Origin of the sequence: Streptomyces sp. NPDC050560 (assembly GCF_044457285.1) — a bacterium.
GTDB lineage: Bacteria > Actinomycetota > Actinomycetes > Streptomycetales > Streptomycetaceae > Streptomyces.
The window spans coordinates 124836-145720 of record NZ_JBITGT010000011.1 but is presented as its reverse complement, the minus strand read 5'-3'; the positions used below and the strand labels follow the sequence as shown (position 1 = coordinate 145720).

Below are 20885 nucleotides of genomic sequence, written 5' to 3'. Positions count from 1 at the left end.
GCGGAGCACCCCCCTGCTTGCGCTAATGTATGTCGAGCAGCGAGCGCGCGCCGCCTGGCGGATACCCCCGGAGGCGTCATCGATGCACCGAGGCGATCCTCCGTAGCTCAATTGGCAGAGCAGCCGGCTGTTAACCGGCAGGTTACTGGTTCGAGTCCAGTCGGGGGAGCTCGATCCTCCGTAGCTCAATTGGCAGAGCAGCCGGCTGTTAACCGGCAGGTTACTGGTTCGAGTCCAGTCGGGGGAGCAGCCGAGAAGGACCCCGTTGGGGTCCTTTTTTGTGCTCCTCGCAACCGCCTTGGCCTGCGTGGAGTCCTCAAGGACGAGCGTTGCCGACCAGCCGAGGCAGGAGATCGTATGAGCGGCTATGCTGCGGCAGACGGCGCGCACAAATGTGCGCGACGCGCCGAGACGGGGCGGTAGCTCAGCCGGTTAGAGCAGCGGACTCATAATCCGTCGGTCGTGGGTTCGAGCCCCACCCGCCCCACCAGGACGCATGTTCGATCCAGGAGTCGTCGGTCACCACGTCGTGGGCTGTGACCACGAGTCGGCGTGGGGCGTCGTGTTCCAGGTCTCGCAGTACCCGGCGCAGGCGCGTACGGGTACGGGTCGATGTCACCGCGGTCAGGATCGGGGCCAAGTGGTGCAGCGACTCCTGAGCTTCACGCCACGCTCCCGCGGCGGTCAGGGCGGAGAGTTCGGCGGTGCGGTAGAAGAAGGCGCCCCGCCCCGTCGCATTGCCCGCGGCCACCAGCTTGTTCGTCCGCTCGAAGTGCGGCACGGCCCGCTCCGTATCGGCCAGCGCCAAGAACACCTCGCCCTCCTGGCCGCTGATCTCCACGTCGTCGACCCACCACGCCCAGCCCGGGTCGCGAGGGTGTGAGGAGTCTTCCAGGGCACCGCGGGCCCGTTCGATCGCCGCCATGGCTCGCGCCCGGTCACCGGCCAGCGCCAGGGCGCGGCTTCGGCGCATGTCGGCAAGGAGCGCCACGCGAGGGGGCACGGGCCCGCCCGTGACCTCGTCGCAGATCGCCAGTACCTCACCGATGCGGCCGTTCTCGATGCCGTGCATGGCCAGCAGATCGAGCGCGAACCACTCCATGGCCCGGTCCCCCGCGAGACGGGCAAGGCGCAGGGACCCCATGAACGCGGCTCGCGCCTCCCGCTGGCGGTTGGCGTCGAACAACAGCCACCCGGCCACTTCCGCGAGTTCGGAGGTCACGGAGAGCCGGCGCTTCCCGGGTCCGTCAAGGCCGGCCATCGCCGTCCGCCACTGCTGAAGGGCCGCGTCGGCGACGTGGTCCCCGCCATGGGCGTTGTCGTGCGCCAGAAGCCACCCCACTGCCCGCTGAACACACGCGTGGGGGCTGTCGTCCTTGTCGGCCTCCTCCGGTATGTGGTCCGGGCACCGCCTGCGCGCGGCGACGCTCTCCAGGGCCTCCAGGGGCTCGTCGAGCGAGAGATAGGCGCCGAATTCGCGTCTGCCCAGGTCATCCATCGCTACCCCCTCCCGACCAAGCTACCGCGCGGGCCCCTCCCCATGGCGTGGCCGCCCCGCCGCGCAACGGGCCGTTCACCGCGGTGTGTCTGCCCGCACTGCTCACGTCCTCAACTGGCCGGGCCCCCTTCAGAGATCCACCCGGACGAGGAGAGGTGCGACATGACCACGGTCGTTCAGGACGACGGGATTGTGCGCGGGTCAAGCCCGGCCCCGGCCCAGCGGGGAGAAGGTGTGGGGTCAACGGGTGCTGGCGCGTGGCTTCCCCGTGCGCGAGGGGGCTTCCGGTTCCGCGGGGGAGCGGTCGGGCTTGGGCGGGGCTGTCTCCCCGGCCTCCCGAACCTCCCTGGCCTCTCGGGTCTCCCAGGTCTCCCAGGTCTCTTTGCCCTCTCTGCCCTCCCTGACCTCGTCGGTCTCTCCGACCCCCCGGACCCTGTCGCCCCCCACCGCCGCATCGGCCGTCCCGGCCGTCCTGTGTAGCGTGTCGCGGACCAACGCCAGTACATCCTCGTCCGTCAGGCCCAGCGTGCGGGACTGGTTGACGAGGTCGTGGAGGGAGGCGGTCAGGCGGGCCTGGTCGGCGATGGCGGGGGTGGCGGTGACCACCGCGCCCCTGCCGCGGCGGAGTTCGATCAGGCCCTCGTCGCGCAGCCGTTGGTAACCGCGCAGCACCGTGTGGACGTTGACGCCCAGGGAGTCGGCGACCTCGCGGGCGGGCGGCAGCCGCTCGCCCGGTGCGAGTGTGCCGTCCGCGAGCGCTCCCCGTACGCACGCGGCGATCTGGTCGCCGAGCGGTACGGGAGAGCCGGGGCGCACCCGGAACAGCACGGCTAACCACGCCTTTCCGTGCCGCGCTCCACCAGGCCGTTGACGAGGGAGGCCGCGGTGGCCGAGTCGTCGACGGTGACCACGTACTCGCGGCCGCGGACCGTGCGGACGGACAGCGCCTCTCCCGAACGCAGCACCACCCCGCGCCGGTTGGGCCTTATCCGGTACCCCCAGCCGCCGAAGTCGGTCATGGCGCCGATCCGGACGCTGCTCGCGTCCCTGATGCCCGCGAGCGGTACGACGAGGCGTGGCCGCGGCAGCACCGTCGAGGCGACCGTGACACCGCGGCGGTCGACGGTGACCCGTATCGCCGCGAACGCGAGGCAGACCAAGCCGAGCAGCAGCGGCAGCACCCCCGTCCGCCACGAGTCGAGCGCCGTCGCGAGCGCGCCGCCGAGGACGACGGCCGCCGCCGTCGCCATGACCGTGCGCGAGGCGGCGGTGCGGCTCCATGTCGCCGCCTCGCCCTTGGACAGCGTCAGCGAAGGCGCCGCCGGGCGCGTGGGGCCTGGCCCCGACTGCCCGAGCCACCAGGTCGCGCCGCCCACGGCCAGGCCCGCGACCAGCAGGACGCCCGCGTGCCATAGCGGCAGCCTGACCTCGCCCGGTCCCCGCGCGTCCAGGTTGAGGACCACCGTGAAGACCAGGGGATAGCCGACGAGGATCGCGGTGCCCGCGCCGACCGCGGCCGTCAGCCGCACCCCCCTGCCGTCCCTCGACGCCACGGAGAGCACCGAGAAGAGCACCCCGAGGCCGACGATCAGGCCGCCGCCCAGCCAGAGCGCGGCGGCCTTGCCCATGGAGCCGTCGGGCGCGCCGCCGCCCGAGAAGTGGGTGGCGACACGGCCGGGCAGCCGCCCGTAGTTCGCCAGGAAGACACTGATGTACACGGCGGCTGCCGCGCCGAACGGAACGGCCGTCAGCGCGCCCCTGCGGATGGCGCTCATACGACTCCCCCTTACGCCTCGCGTTCCCTTGTGGATCTCGCCGCGGTCGTCCTTGCTGCCGCAGTCGAGTTGCACTGTGCTGTTGTTCTAAGTGAAGTAGAACAATTGCAGCGTACCTTGCCGTGGCCGTTCCCGTCTCGGGTGTTCTGTGCCGGGCGGGCGAGCCCCCGGGGTCAGTCGTGGTGGGGTGCGCGCAGGCCCGCGATGAGGAGGGCCACGAGGCGGCGGGCCTGGTAGTCGGGGTCGGTGTCCGCGCCGATGCAGAGGTTGCCGACGCCGTGCATCAGTTCGAGCGCGCTGATGTCCGAGTCGATCTCCCCGGCGGCGGTGGCGGCCGACAGCAGTTCCGTGCAGACCGGCACGAGCCGGTCGAGGAAGTACGCGTGCAGCGAGTCGAAGCCGGTGTCCTCGGAGCGCAGCGCGGAGGCGAGGCCGTGCTTGGTGACCAGGAAGTCGACGAAGAGGTCGATCCAGCGCGCCAGCGCCGTGTGCGGGCCCGGGCAGCTCTCCAGCAGTGCGGGGCCCGCCTCGGCGCACGCCTCCACCTGGTGCCGGTAGACCGCGATGACGAGGTCGGCGCGGGTGGGGAAGTGCCGGTAGATCGTGCCGGTACCGACGCCCGCCTCGGCCGCGATGTCGCGCACCGGCGCCTGGACGCCCGCGGTGACGAAGACCGCGGCGGCGGCGTCGAGCAGGGTCTCCTCGTTGCGCCGGGCGTCCGCCCGCTTGGGCCGGGCCGCGCGCCCCGCGCCCCCGCCGCCGGCGTTGCCGTCACCCATCGTGCGCCCTCCCTCTCCCGCGCCGGGCCTCCTGGGGCGACCGCGCCCGTGGGGTCCGACCGGTTCCGTACGCTTTCCGGAGCATCGTTCCGTTTTCGCCCCATCATGCCAGACGGGGCACGTGACGGCCAGGCCGGGCGGGTCCCCCCGCCGGGGCACCCGGGACCGGCGGTCCGCCGTTCTCACCCGGGCAGGCTATTCGTGCCCCGTGGCGGGCGCGCCGCCGGTGGCCGCTCCGGGCCGGGACGGGCCGCCCGGGCTCGGGCTGAGCTGGGCAAACGCCGCCCCGCTGACCGGGCGGCCGCCCAGGTGCGTGGCTACGATGAGAGCGTGTCGGCCCGCCGGGCCCCGCGAGGGCGCTGCGCACGGCGAGGGACCCGGAAGTCCGCGCGTCCCGCGTCGGAGCCCGTACGCTCGCGTCCCCCGGGCCGCCCCACCCCCGGGCCGCGCCCGCACCCGGCGCAACACAGGACACGGCGGCCCGCTTTTTCCCCGCAAGTTCTGACAAGGTGGCCTATCGACGGCACTCGCACCGGAGAGGAGACCAGGGTCTTGCCGGATGCCAGGACCACGGTCCGCCGGTCGGGTGGCGCCCCGCCGGTACGGCCCCGCACCCCCGCGCGACCCCCGCGGGGCGCCGCCGCGCCAGCGACCCCCGCCGCCCTGCCGCGACGCCCCCGCACGTCCCGGCCCGAGTCACCCTGGGGAAGATCCCGTGTCTGACTCCCGCCAGCGCCGCAAGCAGGTCGACACCGCATCGGCCAGCGCAGCCCGCCTGTACGACGCCTTCCAGCGCGGCAAGAACGGCTACGAGGTCGACTACGAGGTCGCGCAGGAGGTCCAGAAGCACATCGACATGGAGCAGGTCGCGCCCGCCAACCGGGCCTTCCACAACCGCTCCATCGAGTACGCGGGCACCGAACTCGGCATCACCCAGTTCCTGGACATCGGCACCGGCATGCCCCAGGAGCCCAACACCCACCAGATCGCGCAGCACGTCAAGACCGGCGCCCGTGTCGTCTATGTCGACAACGACCCCATCGTGATGCGGCACGCCGAGGCGCTCCTGCACAGCAGCCCCGGCGGTGTCACCGACTACGTCCACGCCGACCTGCGCGACCCCCAGGCCATCCTGGCCGCCGCCCGCGGCACCCTCGACTTCGAACAGCCGATCGCCGTGCTCCTCATCGCGGTGCTGCACTTCGTCGCCGACCAGGACCGCCCGGTCGAGATCGTCGCCGACCTCCTCGACCCGCTCGCCCCCGGGAGCTGTCTGCTCCTCACGCACTTCACCGACGAGTTCGCCCCCGAGTCCTGCCGCGCCATGGAGGAGATCTACCGGGAGCAGGGCATCACCCTCGTCGCCCGCAGCCGGGAGGCCATCGCCGCCGTGCTCGAACCGCTCGACCTGATCCCGCCGGGACTCGTCGAGGTCCAGCACTGGCGTCCGGGCCCCGGCGACACCCCCCCGTCCGACGTCCATCTGCACACCTTCGGCGCGGTGGGGCTGAAGAAGAGCCTCTGAGCGGGCGACCGCCTCCGCGGCCTTCTCCTCAGGTCGCCGTCCCCGCCCCCGGCAGCAGCGCAAGCGCCTCCTTCGCGCGGGCGGACAGCTCCCCGCCGTCCCCGCCGAACGCCTCCCAGAAGGCCGCGGGCGGCTCCGCCTCCAACAGCACCCTGCTCGGCCGCGCCCACGCGGCGTCCAGCGCCAGCCGCCACGAGTGCAGACACGTCAGCGCGCCGCTCTCCGCGCTCTGACGGTCGAACAGCGGATCGCCCTCGATGGGGTGGCCCGTCCACGCCAGGTGCACCCTGATCTGGTGCCGTCGCCCCGAGACCGGCCGCACCACGAGGAACGTACGGGTGTCCGTCCGCGCGACCCTGACGAACGTGGTCAGCGACGGGTAGTTCTTCTTGCCCGGCAGCTCCGCCCCCGGCCGCAGCGACCAGCGCCGCGCCGCCGCGTCGTAGCCGATGTCCTCGCGGGCGCCCGCGATCCGCACCCGGTTCTTGCGGCCCACCGACAGCGGCAGGTCGATCGCGCCCGACTCGGGCAGCCCCGTCGACCTGGTCACCACGAGGTACGCCTTGTCCACCGTCTGCCGGTTGAACTGCCGCGTCAGCGGCCCGTGGTGGGCCACGTCCTTCGCGAACAGCACCACCCCCGAGGTCACCTTGTCGATACGGTGCACCGGATAGAGCCGCTCCCCGGCCTCCGCCGCCATCTCCACGAGGTCCGTGTCGTGCCGCTCGCCGGTCACCGAGATCCCCGGCGGCTTGTTCAGCGCCAGCATCCCCTCGTCCTCGTACACCAGCGAACCGCCGCGCACCCCGGCCCAGGTCTCCACGTCCCGCCCTCCGCTCGCACCGCCGCCGCCCGCGGCCCAGGCTCCGTATCGTACGAGCCCACGGGCGCGAGGCCGCGGTCCGGCGGCCCCGGCGGGCGGCAGGCGGCCGGGGCGCGGCCGTGCGGGGCGGCGGGCGGCTACACGCTCAGTTGGTCGAGCGTCATCGGCTCCACGCGGCCTTCGAGCATCGCGCCGAGCCCCAGTACCGCGCACACGTCGGGCCGCTCCGCGATCGCCACCGGCACCCCCGTCGCCGTCCGCAGCATGTCGTCGAAGCCCGGCAGCAGGGCGCTGCCGCCGACCATCATGATGCCCTGGTCGGCCAGGTCGGCCACCAGGTCGGGCGGGCAGGTGCGCAGCACCTTCCCGATCCCGTCGATCACCGTCGTCAGCGGGGTGTGGATGGCCTCCCGCACCGCCGCCGTGTCCACCGTCACGCTGCGCGCGAGCCCCGTCGCCACGTCCCGCCCGTGGATCTCCGTGGACGCGACCCCCGCCCTGCCCATGCCGCTCTCCGCGATCGCCACCCGCAGCGGGCGCACCGACTGGGAGGGCAGCACCAGCTCATGGCGCTGCCGCAGATGCTGGATGATCGCGTGGTCGATCGCCTCGCCGCCCACCGGGATACGTACCGCCGTCACGATCGCGCCCAGCGACAGCACCGCGATCTGCGTGGTCGCCGCGCCACAGGCGATGATCATCGTCGCCTCCGGGCGCTCCACCGGGAGCCCGCACCCCACCGCCGCCGCGATCAGCGTGTCCACCAGCTCCACCCGGCGCGCGCCGAGCCCCAGCATCGTCTCCGTCGCCGCCCGCCGCGCCAGCGGGTCGGCCTCGTGCGGGGTGCACACCGCCGCCCGCAGCCGGGGCTTGCGCCGCAGCGTCCTGCGGAGCTTGTCGCCGAGGAGGTGACGCAGCATCCGCTGCGCCATGTCGATGTCCACCACCGTGCCCCCCGACACCGGGCGCACCACCCGGATGTAGTCGGGGGTGCGGCCCGTCATCCGCTCCGCGAACTCGCCGACCGCGATCAGCGCCCCCGTCTGCGTGTTGACGGCCGCGGCGCTCGGCTGGTCCACCACCAGGCCCACGTCCTTCACATAGACCCGGGTGCGCGCCGCCCCCAGATCCACAGCCACCTGGCAGCGCCGGAGCTGTTCGAGACTCGCGCTGGACGTCATGGGGTTCCTCCCGGATCGCGGCCGTTGCCGGGCCGCCGCCCGCGGCCCTCTAACGCATCGTGGGCGCCAGGCGGCGGCGCCGCACCGTGAACTGGTCCGAGCGGGCCGCCGCCGCGCGGGTGAGCAGGCACACGGTCCGCGACCCGGGCCACCCCGCCGACGGCATGGTTAACATCTCCTGTGACCAGCACGACGCCCGACGAAGACGACAGGAGTGCCGCGGACGACGTCCCGATACCCGGGCGGGCCGCGGGCCCGGCCGCCGTCCCCGCAGCACCCGCCGTCCCCACCCCGCCCGCCGCCGACACCCCCTCACCCCCGGGCACCGAGCCTGCCGGCTCAGGGCCCGCCGACTCCGGGCGGGCCGAGCCCGCCGCGCCGGGCAAGCCGGCGGCCCCCGCGGTCAGACGCATACTCGCCGACCTCACCCCGCTGCGGACGTCCCCCGACTTCCGCCGCCTGTGGACCGGCAACACCATCTCCTGGATGGGCCAGGCGATGACCGCGCTCGCGGTCTCGCTCCAGGTCTACGACATCACCCACTCCAGCTTCTCCGTCGGCCTCGTGGGGCTCTGCTCCCTCGTCCCGCTCGTCGTCTTCGGCCTGTACGGCGGCGCCATCGCCGACACCGTGGACCGCCGCAAGCTCGGCCTCTACTCGGCGTGGGGCCTGTGCGGCCTGAGCATCGCGCTCGCCGCGGCCGCCGTCGCGGGCTTCCACCGGGTCTGGTTCCTGTACGGGATCGTGGCGCTGCAAGCGGTGTGCGGCGCGCTCAACGCGCCCGCGAGGACCTCCATGATCCCGAGGCTGCTGCCGCCGGAACAGCTCCCCGCCGCCAACGCGCTCAACTCCATGACCACCACCTCGGGCACCATGTTCGGCCCGATGCTCGGCGGCCTCGTCGTCGGCCTGTGGGGCTACCAGTCCGCGTACCTCATCGACGCCGTCACCTTCACCGCCGCCCTCTACGCCATGTGGCGGCTGCCGTCGATGCGGCCCGACCGCGACGCGGGCGGCGGCAGACGGGCGTCCGTCCTGGACGGCCTGCGCTTCCTCGCCACCCGGCCCAACATCCGCATGACGTTCTTCTCCGACATGTGCGCCATGGTCCTGGCATCCCCCAAGGCGCTGTTCCCCGCCGTCGCCGCCCTCTGGTACGGCGGCGACGCCAAGACCACCGGCCTGCTGGTCGCCGCGCCCGCGGTGGGCGCGCTGCTCGGCTCCGTGTTCTCCGGCTGGCTCGGCGGCATCCACAAGCACGGGCTCGCGATCCTGCTCGCGGTGGCGGGCTGGGGCGCCGCCATCGCCGTCTTCGGACTCACCCGCAACCTGCTGCTCGGGCTGCTCTTCCTCGCCCTGGCCGGCTCCATGGACACCATCTCCATGGTCTTCCGCTCGACGATGCTCCAGGCCGCCACCCCCGACTCGCTGCGCGGCCGCCTCCAGGGCGTCTTCGTCATCGTGGTCGCGGGCGGCCCCCGCCTCGGCGACTTCATCGCGGGCTCCGTCGGCGACCTCACCTCGCCCACGGTGGCGGTGGTGGGCGGCGGCATCGCCTGCGTGGTGGCGGTCACCGTGCTGGGGCTCGTGTGGCGGGGGTTCGCACGGTACGACTCCCGGCAGCCCACCGCGTAGCGGCGCGTCAGCGGGGCTCCGGGGCGCCGGGCTCCGCGGGGCCGATCTCGGTCAGGGACCGCACGGTGGCCAGCGCCCCGGCGCGTTCGAGCCGGCTACGGGCCGAGGCGGACCGGTGGCAGCCGACGAAGGGCATCCCGGCGAGCCCGGCGGCCTGCGCCTCGGTCTCGCTCGCGGTGATCAGTACGCAGTCGGCGGGGGCGGCGTCGGCGTTGCGGGCCGCGCTCAGCAGGCAGTCGGGGGCGGACAGCAGGACCCCGTCGCTCGCGCGCCCGTCGACCATGCCGACCGGGCCCCCGAACAGGCCGGTACGGCGCAGGAACTCGACCATCTCGGTCGCCGACACGTCCGACACCACCCCCACCCGGTGTCCGTCGGCGGCCACTCGCTCGGCGAACTCCCGCAGCCCGGTGGCGGGACGCGCGTCGGCCAGCGCGTCGGCCTCAAGTTCCGCGAGCCGCCGGTCGAGTGGGACGGCCATCCGCCGGTTCGTGAACGCCCGCAGCACCGACACCGGGTCGAGACGCGCACTCCGTCCTCCCATGTCCCGGGTGCTCTCAAGCAGCCGCCCCGCCAACGCCTCCTCGGGGTCGACGAGTTCGGAGGCGAGCCGGGTCAGCTCCCGGGTGGCGGCGATCGAGGCTTCCTTGGAGAAGACCCGGTCGACGACGATGCCGTCGAAGCCGAGGAGTACGGGGGCGCGGGGCGGGAGCAGTGGTTTCGGGGGCGTGGGCGTGACGGGGGAGCGCTCCAGCCTGGCGTGCACGCGCAGCACTCGCACCCCCGGCGGCGCCCAGTCCCGCAGTGCCTCGTGCAACTCCTCCTCGGCCGCCCGCGGCCTCGTCGATCTGTGGGTGACGGTGGCCCGCCTGGCCGCCCTCCTGAACTCGACCTCAAGACGGCGCCCCACGTCCTGTGGGCGCCTGGGCGTCTCCACATGGCCGTCCAAGCGGAATTCGGCCTGGACGACGCAGTCGAAGGCGTCCGGGCGGTCGGCGCCCGGGAGCGTCATACGGAACGTGGCGTACTGCGTGTGCGGGGCGTCGGGGACGGCCAGGGAGGGCCGGTCACGGTAAGGCTCAAGCTCCCAGAGCGCGGTCTGCCGCAAGTCCCCGAGGTGCCGGTCGGCGGGGAACCGCGCCGTGACGCGCTCCAGTTCGGCCGCCACCTCGACGAACAGCCGCAGTTCGAGACCGAGTTCCGCGCGCTCACGGCAGAGGTCGGCCTGCGTGTCGAGCAACTGCTCTCTGGCCGCCTGCACGCCCGCGCCCTCGATGCCCGCAAGCGGCTCGCCGCGCCACAGCGCCAGGGCCTGGCCGACGGTCTCGTACGCCTCGCGGAGGTCGCCGCGGGCGCGCAGTTCGGCCGCCTCCCGGGCCAGGGACGCGGACCTGAGCACATCCAGGTCGTCGGTGCTGATGTGGAGCGCATAGCCCTCGGTGGCGGCGGCGAGCCGGCCGGGCCCGATGACGCGGCGCAACTCGCGCGCGTAGGACTGGAGTTGCTGGTCCCTGAGCAGTTCGCCGCCCCAGTGGAACGCGCTCAGCTCCTCCAGTGTCACCATCCGGCCCTGTCTGAGCAGCAGGGCGGTCAGGAACGCCAGCAGGGCGGGCGGGGCGCCCTCGCCGGGCAGCAGGTCCCGGCGCCGGGGGTGCCGCTGCCGTACGCCCACCCCGTCGAGCAGCCGGAACTCCAGCCCCCCGTCGTCGACTTCGGCCGGGAGCCGGTCGAGCGCACCGGCGCGCAGCCGCTCGACCGCCGTCCGCTGCCGCTCCTCGTCCCGGCCGAGGAGGTCGTCGACGAGTCCGTCGAAGACGGTGCGCGCCGGGGGCGGCAGCCCGTCCCCGACGGTACGCAGCAGTGTCCCGAGCGCCGGGTAGTCGAGGCGCTCGCGCCTGTCGCTGGCCCCGAACAGGCTCAGCTTCACCGTGCCGTCGGGCAGCAGCAGCACCATCCGCTCGTTGAAGTGCTGCGGGGCCCCCGCGTCGCGCGCGGCGGCGACGGCCTCCGCGAGCTGCCGGGCGACCGACACCAGCAGGGCCGCGGGGAGCCGGTAGCGCACGACGGCCGCCATCGTGTGCAGCCGGACACCGTCCAGGTACTCCAGCACGGCGTAGGCGATGCCGTCCTGCTCGCCGTGGTCGAGGACCCGGGTGATGTTGCGGTGCTCCACGCCCCGCAGCGCCCTCATCACCTCCCGGAACGCCCGCTGCCGCCCGAGACCGCCCTGCGGCCGCCATGCCCGCAGCAGCACCGTGTCCCCGGTCTCCAGGTCCTCGGCGCGCCACGTGGCCCCGCCGGGCGTGAGCTGTTTCAGGGCGCGGTAGCGCCCGCCGAGCAGCGGGGGCGTCCTGCCGCCGGTCTCCCGCGGTGCCCCGCCGCCCCCGCCCAGCTCCCGCACGCTCTGCCTGCTGACCCTCGCGAACGGCTCCCCGCCGGGCGCCGTGCGCCCGCCGCCCTCCGACGGTGCCAGCGCCCGGAACTCCCCGGGCGCCACCCCCGCACGGGCGTCGATCAGGGCGCCCACGCGGTCGAGCAGTGCCGTGGTGCGTTCGCGGCCGGTGCGGGGCAGGGAGCGCAGGAGGAGTTCGCGTACGCCGGGGCGGAAGGCGTACGTGCCCGGGGGTCCAGGCACCGCCGTGAGCATCCCGCTGAGCACCACCTCCGCGAGGTGCTGGGGCCGGGGGCGGGCCTCGACGGCGGCCTGGACGAGGCGCATCACTGGCAGCCGGGGCTCGCCGAGCGCCAGGTGCCCGGCGAGGCGGAACGCCTCGGGGGACGCCGACGCCCGGAAGGCGCCGACGAGTTCGCGCGGCGGCAGCCGGGTGAGGTCGGCGCGGTCCGCGGCGTCCACCGGCACCGGCGACCCCGCGCGCGGCAGCGCCGCCACCGCCGCGGGCAGCCGGGCGCCGCCCGGGTCGGCCACCAGCGCCGCCCAGTTGCGCAGCCACCCGGGGGCGGCCTCCAGCACGGGAAGCGGTACGGAGCCGGGTTCCGGGGCGCGTTCGTCGTACGGGGCGAAGCCGAGCGTGGCGGTGGGCGCCGCGGGGGCCCGCGCGGTGAGCAGCCCCGGCACGGCGGGCAGCGCGGTGCCCGCCCAGAGGCGTTCCGGCAGCGGCTGGACCACCGCGAGCGGCATCAGGGCCGCCCAGCGGCGCAGGGTGGCGTACCAGCGGTCGGCGGCCTCCCCGTGCCACCACTGGGGGCCCATGCAGTCCGAGACCAGCAGGGTGACGGTGCGGCCGTCGGCCGCGGTGGTGCCGAGCGGGCCGCGCACCGTGCCGTCGGGCAGGGCGCGCAGCGGCTCCACGGTGCGGAAGACGCCCGACTGGGCGAGCGCGGTGTGCAGTTCGCGGGCGAGCGGCCGCCACACCGGCATGGTGGGGCCCGTGTCGACGACGAGCCGCAGCCGCAGCCAGCGCTCCCGCGCGGGCCGCAGCACCGGCAGCCACCATCCGGGCGGCGCCTGGAGGTTGGCGATACGGGTCGCGGTGGCCTCCTCGTCCAGCTCGCGCCCGACCGGCGAGGCCACCCGGCGGGCGAGCGGGCGCAGCGCCCGTTGCAGCGCCAGCGGGTGCGTCAGCATGGGCGGTGCGGGGGCGAGCAGCGAGGTGTGGGCGGGGCCCGCGGTGTCGTCGTCGGCGCCCGGCAGCCGCAGCGGTACCCGGTCCTGGGCGGCGGGCGGTGTGTCCCGCCGCGGCGGCGGTGGCGCGGGCGGCGGGGTGTGCGGGGCGGGCGCTTCGGGTGCCGGTGGCGGCTCGTGCCGGGCGCCGGGTGTGCCCCGGGGCGGTGGCGGCGCGGCGGGGCCCGGCAACTGCCCCGCCAGCCAGAGCAGTTCGGCAAGCTCGGTGGCGCCTGGCGGGCCGTGGTCCGACGCGGCACCGAGCACGGCGGCGAGCCGGGCGAGCGGCCCGCCCGCCGCCGCAGCGCCGCCGTCCCCGGCCGCACCGCCGCCGTCCCCGGCGCCCGAGCGCCCCTCGCCGCCGTCGGGTCCGCCCATCAGTACGCGTCGTCCGCTGGCTCGCTGCTCAGATACGGCATCAGATGGGCCGCCAGTTCGTCGCGCGACTCCGCGTCGAGCCCCGCGGTGCCGGTCAGGTAGAGGGCGTTGAGGAGCTGGTCGGTGGCGAGTTCGCCCGCGCCGGAGAGGCCGAGGAAGCGTTCGATGAGGGAGGCGGCGTAGCCGTCGGGCTCGCCCAGGTGGGCCCTGACGATCGCGGCGAGCTGGTCGCCGCCGGGCCTGCGCAGCCGCAGCGAGACACACCTGCGCAGGAACGCGGGCGGGAACTCGCGCTCGCCGTTGCTGGTCAGCACCACGAAGGGGAACGCGCGGCAGCGCACCCTGCCGCGGTCCACCGGCACCCGGTCGTCGGTGCCGTCCACCATCACCTCGGCGCTCGGGGCGTGCCGTGCGGCGCGCACCAGCTCCGGGATCTCGAACTGGCCCTCCTCCAGCACGTTCAGCAGGTCGTTCGGCAGGTCGAGGTCGCTCTTGTCGATCTCGTCGATGAGCAGCGCCCGCGGCCGCCCGTACGGCAGCAGCGCGGTGCCGAGCGGGCCGAGCCGCAGATGGTCCTGGAGCTGGTCGCCGGGTACCGGGGCGCCGTCGCCCGCGGCGGCCTTCCCCGCCGCGTACAGCCGGGAGAGCGGGTCGTACTGGTAGAGCCCGTCGTGCAGGGTGGCGCGGCTCGTGACGTTCCAGCGCAGTACGGGGCCGAGCCGCAGCTCCTGTGCGACCGCGTACGCGAGCGACGACTTGCCGCTGCCTGGCGGGCCCGTGACCAGCAGCGGGCGGCGCAGGAACAGTGCGGCGTTGACCAGGTCGACGGCCTCCCGGGTGGCGCGGTAGGTGCGGGCCCTGTGCACCCGGTCGGGGGAGACCGCCGCCGCGTCGCCGTCCGCCGCCGGGGTCGGGAGCGCGGGGCCGCCGTCGAAGGCCCGCCAGGGCGGGGGCGGCGGCAGCAGGTCCACGCCGTCGTGGGGCTCGTTCGTACCGGTGTAGACGGGCCACGGGGACATCGCGTGGGGCTCTCCTTCGCTGGGCTTGCGGGGTGGGCGGGGGAAACGGCGACACGGGGTACGCGGCGGGGCGGCGGGTGCGGCTCACCCCACGGGGGACCCGGCGTGCCCGAGAGCGGTGGGGAAGCAGCGCGGGTCCTCCCACAGCAGGGTGAGATCCTTCGCCCAGTGGCTCCCCGGGTCCGGGGTGAGCATGATCTCCCTGCGCAACTCCAGTATGTGCTCCGGGAGTTCGGTCGGGCTGAGGTCGTGTACGAAGTCCCCGAGCGAGTCGAGGAACGTACTGCCCGCGCAGTCGGCCGCGCCGTCGTGCCCGCCCGCGCAGCCGGTGCGCGGCCACATGATCACCGGCACGGACGCGTTGAGCCCGGCCTTCAGCGGCGTGGTGCGCGCGGTGCCGCCGCGCGGCGGGGACGCGAACGCCAGCATCCGCTCGCCGGAGAGCCGTACCGTCAGCTTGCCCTGGTCCTCGCGGCTGCCGCACGCCACCCGGAACAGCGGCGCCCCCGCGCCCGGTTCCAGCGTCGTCCACTTGCGCCGCAGGTCGTGCTGGCGGCTGCCGCTGCCGCGGCGCGGCCTGTCCATGACCACCAGCGGGTAGAAGCAGCCGAGCGGGCTGGGGTCGTCGGCGCCGCGCGGCCACTCGGCCACCGGCTCGTTCAGTGCCTGCGTGGGCAGCACGAACGAGATCAGTACCCGGGCGCCGTAGGGGAGTTCGTGGAACGCCTCGTCAATCAGCTCCACGGCGCGCGCCCGTGCCTCGCGCCTCGGCAGGGTGGCCTCGCCGACCGGGCGCCGCTGCCCGTCCCGGTACGCGGACACCGCGACCCGCTGCCACCGCGGCCCCTCGCCGCTCGGCGTCAGCTCCACCACGATCGGCGACCAGTCGCCCGGCGCCCGCGGCGCGGCGGCGTCGGGCGGTGCCCCGGGTCCGGCCCAGCGCCGCAGTCGCCTGCGCAGCGCGTCGTGCTCCCGGCCGCCGAGCTGTTCCGCGAGGTGCCTGGTCAGCCGGGCGGGCGCCGCCGGGTCGTCGACCTCCGCGAGGACGTACCAGGCCACCGCCGCCAGCGAGCGGAAGCCGCCCGGCGGCAGCGCGGGCCCGGTCACCGGGTCCACCGCCCGCGCGAAGAGCTGCGCGGGCCCGCACCCGACCCCGGCGGCCTCCGCGCGCTCCACGAGCCGGCGCAACTCCCGCCGCTCGACCCGCCCATGGCCCTCGGTGGGCACCAGGTCACCCAGCTCGGGCCAGTAGCGCGCCATCACGGCCGCCGGCAGCATCCGGCCGTTGCGCACCGCCTCGTCGGCCTCGGTGACCATGCCCACCGCGCGCCCGCTGTCCGCGAGCACCACCGCCGCCCCGCTGAACCCCGGTGCGAGCGGCTGCCCGTGGCCCCGGTACGCCTCCAACTGCTCCCACTCGCCCGCGATGAGCGGGCCGCCCGTGGTGCGGTACTCGGCGATGATGCCGTCGTCGTAGCAGTCGGGGAAGCCGTACACCAGCAGCCGCTGTCCAGGGCCCGCGCCCGGCGGCGCGAACTCCACCGGGTCCTGCGGCACGTCGGCGGGGAGTTCGAGCACGGCGATGTCGCCGCGGTCGCCGCCCGCCGTCCAGCCGCCGCCGCACACCACGCGCGCCGAGAGACCTTCGAGGCCGCCGACGAGCGGAAACTCCACGTACACCGGCTCGTTCGCGGCGTGCTGGACGACATGCGCGCAGGTCACGACGTGCCGCCCCGACACCAGCAGCCCGGCGCCGACCTCGCGGCCGCACTCCACCCGGGCCTGCCAGGCGGCCTGACGAGGCGTCATGAGGGGTCGGCGGCTCCCGCCGCCCTGGGCGACCACGCCAGCTTCACCACGAGATGGCCCTCTGCCGAGCCCTTCACCAGGACCGCGCCGGTCTCCGCGGTGAGCTTCACACCGAACTCGATCTCCACGGAGTCCGGCGTGAGCGGCCCGTCGCGAAACACCCGCAGCGCCGCCTCCGCCGCCCTGCGTGCCCCGTCGAGGGAGTCCTCGAACGTACGGGCCGCGGTGGTCATCCCGGTGCGCGGATTACGGGACACCGGGCGGGAGCCACGCGGCGCCTCCGGCATCTCGACGATCACCTGTGCACCGTCGTCGGTCTCGAACTCGACCAGCTCCGCCACGAATCCCCCTGCGCCGCTCGTCCCCCGTGGACACCCGCATTGTTCCCGAGCGCCCCGCCGCTGTCATCCGGGGCCCCGGCGGGGCGCGCCGCCCGTGGTACGTATTCGGACACGGCCGCACCGCGGGGAGGCGCGGCCCCCCGCGCGGGGTCCCGACCGAAAAGGCGGAGACAGATCAGGGGAAGACGGATCAGGCGGAGAGGGATCAGGCGGAGAGGGAGCGTTTCATGATCTTGCCCATGTCGTTCCTCGGCAGTGCCGGGAGGTAGCGCACCACCCGGGGCCGCTTGTGCGGCGCGAGCCGGGCCGCGACATGCGCCGCCAACTCCTCGGTGCCGGGCGGCGCGTCCGCCGCCGCGGGCACGATCCACGCCACCACACGCTCCCCGAGGTCGTCGTCGGGCTCCCCGGTCACCGCGGCCTCCCGCACCCCCGGGTGTTCGAGCAGCGCGTTCTCGATCTCCCCCGCCCCGATCTTGAAACCGCCGCTCTTGATCAGGTCGGTGGCCTTGCGGCCCACGATCCGCACCGAGCCGTCCGCGTCCCGCAGCGCCATGTCCCCGGTGCGGAACCAGCCGCCCTCGGCGAACGCCTCCCCTGTGGCGTCGGGGCGGTTGAGGTAACCGGTGAACAGGTTGGGGCCGCGGACCTGGATCTCGCCCACCGCGTCGGCGCCCGAGCCCGCCGGGATCTCCTCGCCCGCGTCGTCCACCACCCGCAGCTCCACCCCGGGCAGCGGCGGCCCCACACTGCCGGGGCAGGGCGCGCCGCCCGGCACCACGCTGGTGTTCATCAGCGTCTCCGTCATGCCGTAGCGCTCCACCACGCTGCGCCCGGTGGCCGCGGCGATCCGCTCGTGGTCGTGCACCGGGAGCGCCGCGGAGCCCGACACCAGCAGCCGGGCGCCGCGCAGCGCCGCCGCGAGCTGCGGGTCGGAGGGCAGCGCCTCCGCGATGCGGTGGTACATCGTCGGCACCCCGAAGAGCATGGTGGCGCCGTCGGCCAGCTCCCGCGCCACACCCTCCGTACTGAACCTGCCGAGATGCCGCACGGAGCCGCCGTGCCGCAGCGGACCGAGCACGCCCAGGATCAGACCGTGCACATGGAACAGCGGGAGGCCGTGCACCAGTACGTCGTTGCCGGTCCAGCCCCACACCTCGGCCAGCGCGTCCAGCGTCGCGGCGACCGCGCCGCGCGGGATCAGCACGCCCTTGGGCGGCCCCGTGGTGCCGGAGGTGTAGACGATGAACGCCGGTACCGAGGCGGGCGGCTCGGGCAGCGGCGGCGCCGGCACCGAGGCCGGGTCCTCGCCGGGGACGTCGATGGCGGTGCGCGGCAGGCCGTCGAGCGCCGGGGGCAGCTCGTCGTCCTCGGCCGCGAGCAGCAGCGCCGGTTCGCTGTCCGACACGATGTGGGTCAGCTCGGCCGCGCCCGATCTCGGGTTCAGCGGTACGACGGTGACCCCCGCGAGCAGCGCCCCGACCACGCCCACGGCGGTCTCCAGGGTCGGGGTGGCCCACACGGCGACCCGGTCGGCACCGGCGAGCCGCGCCGAGAGGTCGGCGGTGGCGGCGCGCAGGCCCGCGTAGCTGACCTCGCGGTCGCCGAAACGGAGGGCGGGGCGAGGCGGCGCGGCCACCAACGCCGGGAACAGGGGGCTCGTCTTCGACGTCACGGTGGGCATCCTGCCGCATTCCGGTGCCCCGGGCGGAGCTGGGTCGCCGATTCCGGGGAAAACCAACGGGCGCACAGGGGGCGCAGGGCTTGGGGGATCGGCGGCGTTGTATGACATATCGCGCTGTTTCGCGTTTTTCCGCCCTCCTGTCCGGTCTGCTCCGGTGGAGGCGGGGGTCACAGCCGTACGGCGGCCGCGGTTGTTACGGTGCGGGCGGCCCCTGCCCCCGACACCCCCCCGGAGCCCTCCGTGCCGCCCGCCCGTCCCAGGATCGCCCTCGTCACCTGCCATGTCGGGCCGCGGACCAAGGAGGACCCCGACATGCCCGCGCTGCTCGCCGCGGTCCGCTCGGCGGGCGCCGACGCCACCGCCGTGCCCTGGGACGACCCGCAGGCCGACTGGGCCTCGTACGACCTCGCCGTCATCCGCTCCACCTGGGACTACACCTGGCGCACCGACGCCTTCCTGGCGTGGGCCGAGCGCTGCGCCGCGCTCACCGTGCTCGCCAACCCGCCGGGCGTACTGCGCTGGAACGCCGACAAGAGCTACCTGGGCGACCTGGCGGCGGCCGGGGTCCCGGTCGTCGAGACCCGCTATCTGCCGCCGGGCGAGGGCGGCCCCGGGGCGCTGCCCGCCGACCGGGAGTTCGTCATCAAGCCCACCAGGGGCGCGGGCGGCAGGCTCGCCGCACGGCACCAGCCGGGCGACCCGGCCGCCGCCGCCCACCTCGCCGCCCTCCACGAGCGCGGCCTCACCGCCCTGGTGCAGCCCTACCAGAGCGGGGTCGACAGGACCGGCGAGCGCGCCCTCGTCCACCTCGGCTCCGCGCCGCTGCACGCCGTACGCAAGGGCGCGGTACTCGCCCCCGGTGTGCCCTACGACGACCGCAAGGTCTCCCACCCAGGACTCACCCCCTGGGAGCCCACTCCCGCCGAACTCGCCGCCGCCAGGACCGCGCTCGCCGCGGTGCCCGACGCCGCGGGACCGCTGCTCTACGCGCGCGTGGACCTCGTCGACGGCGACGACGGGGCGCCCCGGGTGATGGAGCTGGAACTCATCGAGCCCAACCTGTTCCTCCATATACGCCCCGAGTCCCTGTCGGCGGTGGCGCGGCACCTCGTGGTCGCCGCCTTTGCCGCCGAGGCCCCCGACGCCGCACGATGACCTGGTGAACGCCCCGCTGACCCCGCTCGACTTCCAGCTCGTCCTGCTGCGCCGCATGGCCGACCACCAGCCGGACCTGGTGGCCGACGCCCGCGCCGAACTCGGCGTCTCGACCGCCGACATGCGCGACGCCAACCGCCGCTGGCAGGCCATGGCACGCTCGCCGCGCGCCCGCCCCGGCACCGGCCGCTACCGCTCCGTCCTCGGGCCGCCCGAGGCGACGGCGCCCCGGCGGATCGGCGACCTGGACTGCGAGGCGCTGCTGTGGCCCGTCCCGCTCTGGCCCGACCTCCGCTTCGAGGTGCTGACCGCGCCCAACGGCGCCGTATGGAACGAGTGGCTGGTACGCGCCCCAGGACACCCCTCGCCGAAGCCCACCGCCACGGCGCAGTTGCGCCCCTGGTCCTGCACGGTGGACGAGGTGGCCCGCGCCTTCGCCCCCGCGACGCCCCTGGAGGGCTCGGCACCCACCCGCTGGCGCCTCGCGTTCACGGCGCCGCCCGAGCCGGGCGCCCCCGCCCGGCGCCATGTGGCCGACTTCACCTGGGGGCTGCTCCAGGGCGTGGGGGAGGCGGCGGAGGCACCGCCGCGCTGAGGCGCCCCCCGGCGGCACGGCGCCCCCGCACACGAGCCCATTGCCCCTGCTCCGCGCCCCCTCTAAGCTTTGTTCGTTATTCCGATCGGCAGTTGGTATATCGAACCAGTGCCGGAGGGGTCCCACCGGCCCCCCCGGCACCCGCGCAAACCGGCCAACCCCACCCCGCGACCGCCGGGTCCACCACAGGACACACCCATATCCACCCGCGTCATGTCGACAGTACGCACTACGCAAGAAGGGGGGCCCGCGGTGGGACGGCTCGTTCCGGCAGTGACCAGGGCGCTCGACATCCTCGAACTCTTCCTCGACGGCGACGGCACCCGCTCGGCGCCCGAGATCGTACGGGCGCTCCAACTCCCCCGCACCACCGTGCACGAGCTGGTCACCACCCTGGTCGCCCGCTCCTACCTCACCCCGGTGCCCGGCAGCCCGGGCCGCTACCGGCTCGGGGTGCGCCCGTACCAGCTCGGCAGCCGCTACGCGGAACACCTCGACCTCGCCGCCGAGGGTCAGCAGGTCGCCCGCTCCGTCGCCGAGACCTGCGACGAGACCGTGCACGTGGCGATACTTGAGGGCCGCGACGTCATCTACATCGCCAAGGTCGACTCCACCCACGCCGTGCGGATGGTCTCCGCCGCGGGCCGCAGGCTCCCCGCCCACTGCACCTCCGTCGGCAAGATGCTGCTGGCCTCGCTGCCGGAGGCCGAGCTGGCCGCCCGGGTCCCCGAGGGCACCGAGCTGGTCGCCATGACCCCGGGCAGCATCACCCGGCCCGAGGTCCTCAGGCGGGAGCTGGAGCGGATCAGGGAGCGCGGCGTCGCCTTCGAGAGCCGGGAGTCCAACTCCGACGTGTGCTGTGTCGCGGCGCCCGTCAGGGACCGCTCGGGGCAGGTCGTCGCCGCGCTGTCCATCTCGGTGCCCGTGGTCCGCTGGAACGAAGAGCGCGGCGCCGAACTGGGGGGACTCGCCGCCAAGGGCGCCGTGGAACTGTCCGAACGCCTCGGGCACCGGGCAGAGTAGGGCCACGTCAGCACCGGCCACGCACCCGGAGGAACGGCCACGT

At 74.8% G+C, this 20885-nt stretch carries 14 protein-coding genes, 3 tRNA genes and 1 pseudogene; 8 read left to right on the top strand and 10 right to left on the bottom strand.

What is annotated here, in order from left to right; genetic code table 11:
- Window positions 1-96 precede the first annotated feature (96 nt).
- The 3 genes from ACIBIW_RS25510 (at window position 97) to ACIBIW_RS25500 (ending at window position 490) form a co-directional block, all read left to right on the top strand.
- Window positions 97-169, top strand: a tRNA-Asn gene (locus ACIBIW_RS25510).
- 5 nt (window positions 170-174) lie between these two features.
- Window positions 175-247, top strand: a tRNA-Asn gene (locus tag ACIBIW_RS25505).
- 166 nt (window positions 248-413) lie between these two features.
- Window positions 414-490 (top strand) — tRNA-Ile (locus ACIBIW_RS25500).
- A 1485-nt stretch (window positions 491-1975) separates the two neighbouring features.
- Here ACIBIW_RS25500 and ACIBIW_RS25495 read toward each other — a convergent pair.
- The 3 genes and pseudogenes from ACIBIW_RS25495 to ACIBIW_RS25485 all read right to left on the bottom strand — a co-directional run.
- Window positions 1976-2326, bottom strand: a pseudogene (locus ACIBIW_RS25495) (GntR family transcriptional regulator); the annotation flags it as partial.
- A gap of 2 nt (window positions 2327-2328) precedes the next feature.
- On the bottom strand, window positions 2329-3273 hold the full coding sequence (locus tag ACIBIW_RS25490; protein WP_399339341.1) for a DUF1648 domain-containing protein: 945 nt from the start codon (window positions 3271-3273) through the stop codon (window positions 2329-2331).
- 173 nt (window positions 3274-3446) lie between these two features.
- Window positions 3447-4052 carry a TetR/AcrR family transcriptional regulator gene (locus ACIBIW_RS25485; RefSeq protein ID WP_399339340.1) on the bottom strand — a complete coding sequence of 202 codons (606 nt, stop codon included), beginning with the start codon at window positions 4050-4052 and terminating at the stop codon, window positions 3447-3449.
- Window positions 4053-4767: 715 nt separating this feature from the next.
- Between ACIBIW_RS25485 and ACIBIW_RS25480 the strand changes: the two genes are divergently transcribed.
- Window positions 4768-5577, top strand: coding sequence for an SAM-dependent methyltransferase (locus tag ACIBIW_RS25480; RefSeq protein ID WP_399339339.1), 810 nt, complete (start codon window positions 4768-4770; stop codon window positions 5575-5577).
- Between the two features lie 28 nt (window positions 5578-5605).
- Here the strand turns inward: ACIBIW_RS25480 and ACIBIW_RS25475 are convergent, their stop codons facing one another.
- Entirely contained in the window at window positions 5606-6400 is a 795-nt protein-coding gene (locus ACIBIW_RS25475) for an RluA family pseudouridine synthase (protein WP_399339338.1), read from the bottom strand.
- A 137-nt stretch (window positions 6401-6537) separates the two neighbouring features.
- Window positions 6538-7581 carry a rod shape-determining protein gene (locus ACIBIW_RS25470; RefSeq protein ID WP_399339337.1) on the bottom strand — a complete coding sequence of 348 codons (1044 nt, stop codon included), beginning with the start codon at window positions 7579-7581 and terminating at the stop codon, window positions 6538-6540.
- A 411-nt stretch (window positions 7582-7992) separates the two neighbouring features.
- On the opposite strand from ACIBIW_RS25470, the gene ACIBIW_RS25465 reads away from it, so the two are divergent.
- Window positions 7993-9216, top strand: a complete 1224-nt coding sequence (locus tag ACIBIW_RS25465) for an MFS transporter (RefSeq protein WP_399339486.1) — start codon at window positions 7993-7995, stop codon at window positions 9214-9216.
- 7 nt (window positions 9217-9223) lie between these two features.
- Here the strand turns inward: ACIBIW_RS25465 and ACIBIW_RS25460 are convergent, their stop codons facing one another.
- The 5 genes from ACIBIW_RS25460 to ACIBIW_RS25440 form a co-directional block, all read right to left on the bottom strand.
- Window positions 9224-13216, bottom strand: coding sequence for an SAV_2336 N-terminal domain-related protein (locus ACIBIW_RS25460; protein ID WP_399339336.1), 3993 nt, complete (start codon window positions 13214-13216; stop codon window positions 9224-9226).
- The gene (locus ACIBIW_RS25455; RefSeq protein WP_399339335.1) at window positions 13216-14235 is read right to left on the bottom strand and encodes an AAA family ATPase; all 1020 of its coding nucleotides are present in this window, start codon (window positions 14233-14235) and stop codon (window positions 13216-13218) included. The genes ACIBIW_RS25460 and ACIBIW_RS25455 overlap by 1 nt, the downstream gene beginning before the upstream one ends.
- Before the next feature lie 84 nt (window positions 14236-14319).
- Complete coding sequence (locus ACIBIW_RS25450) at window positions 14320-16044, bottom strand: trypsin-like peptidase domain-containing protein (RefSeq protein WP_399339334.1); 1725 nt, start codon at window positions 16042-16044, stop codon at window positions 14320-14322.
- A complete protein-coding gene (locus ACIBIW_RS25445) occupies window positions 16041-16385 on the bottom strand; it encodes a CU044_2847 family protein (protein WP_399339333.1) in 345 nt (114 codons plus the stop codon). The genes ACIBIW_RS25450 and ACIBIW_RS25445 overlap by 4 nt, the downstream gene beginning before the upstream one ends.
- Before the next feature lie 205 nt (window positions 16386-16590).
- Window positions 16591-18069 (bottom strand): acyl-CoA synthetase, encoded by a 1479-nt coding sequence (locus ACIBIW_RS25440; RefSeq protein ID WP_399339332.1) that lies wholly within the window; start codon window positions 18067-18069, stop codon window positions 16591-16593.
- A 312-nt stretch (window positions 18070-18381) separates the two neighbouring features.
- Between ACIBIW_RS25440 and ACIBIW_RS25435 the strand changes: the two genes are divergently transcribed.
- The 3 genes from ACIBIW_RS25435 to ACIBIW_RS25425 all read left to right on the top strand — a co-directional run bounded on the left by ACIBIW_RS25435 (window position 18382) and on the right by ACIBIW_RS25425 (window position 20842).
- Window positions 18382-19224, top strand: coding sequence for a RimK family alpha-L-glutamate ligase (locus tag ACIBIW_RS25435; RefSeq protein ID WP_399339485.1), 843 nt, complete (start codon window positions 18382-18384; stop codon window positions 19222-19224).
- A gap of 55 nt (window positions 19225-19279) precedes the next feature.
- Window positions 19280-19819 carry a hypothetical protein gene (locus ACIBIW_RS25430; protein WP_399339484.1) on the top strand — a complete coding sequence of 180 codons (540 nt, stop codon included), beginning with the start codon at window positions 19280-19282 and terminating at the stop codon, window positions 19817-19819.
- A gap of 252 nt (window positions 19820-20071) precedes the next feature.
- Entirely contained in the window at window positions 20072-20842 is a 771-nt protein-coding gene (locus ACIBIW_RS25425) for an IclR family transcriptional regulator (protein ID WP_399339331.1), read from the top strand.
- Window positions 20843-20885: the final 43 nt, after the last annotated feature.

Coding starts and splice junctions, on each gene's coding strand:
- ACIBIW_RS25460 (WP_399339336.1), bottom strand. CDS start 13,216: ATGGGCGGACCCGACGGCGGCGAGGGGCGCTCGGGCGCCGGGGACGGC.
- ACIBIW_RS25485 (WP_399339340.1), bottom strand. CDS start 4,052: ATGGGTGACGGCAACGCCGGCGGCGGGGGCGCGGGGCGCGCGGCCCGG.
- ACIBIW_RS25470 (WP_399339337.1), bottom strand. CDS start 7,581: ATGACGTCCAGCGCGAGTCTCGAACAGCTCCGGCGCTGCCAGGTGGCT.
- ACIBIW_RS25490 (WP_399339341.1), bottom strand. CDS start 3,273: ATGAGCGCCATCCGCAGGGGCGCGCTGACGGCCGTTCCGTTCGGCGCG.
- ACIBIW_RS25440 (WP_399339332.1), bottom strand. CDS start 18,069: ATGCCCACCGTGACGTCGAAGACGAGCCCCCTGTTCCCGGCGTTGGTG.
- ACIBIW_RS25450 (WP_399339334.1), bottom strand. CDS start 16,044: ATGACGCCTCGTCAGGCCGCCTGGCAGGCCCGGGTGGAGTGCGGCCGC.
- ACIBIW_RS25455 (WP_399339335.1), bottom strand. CDS start 14,235: ATGTCCCCGTGGCCCGTCTACACCGGTACGAACGAGCCCCACGACGGC.
- ACIBIW_RS25430 (WP_399339484.1), top strand. CDS start 19,280: ATGGCCGACCACCAGCCGGACCTGGTGGCCGACGCCCGCGCCGAACTC.
- ACIBIW_RS25435 (WP_399339485.1), top strand. CDS start 18,382: ATGCCCGCGCTGCTCGCCGCGGTCCGCTCGGCGGGCGCCGACGCCACC.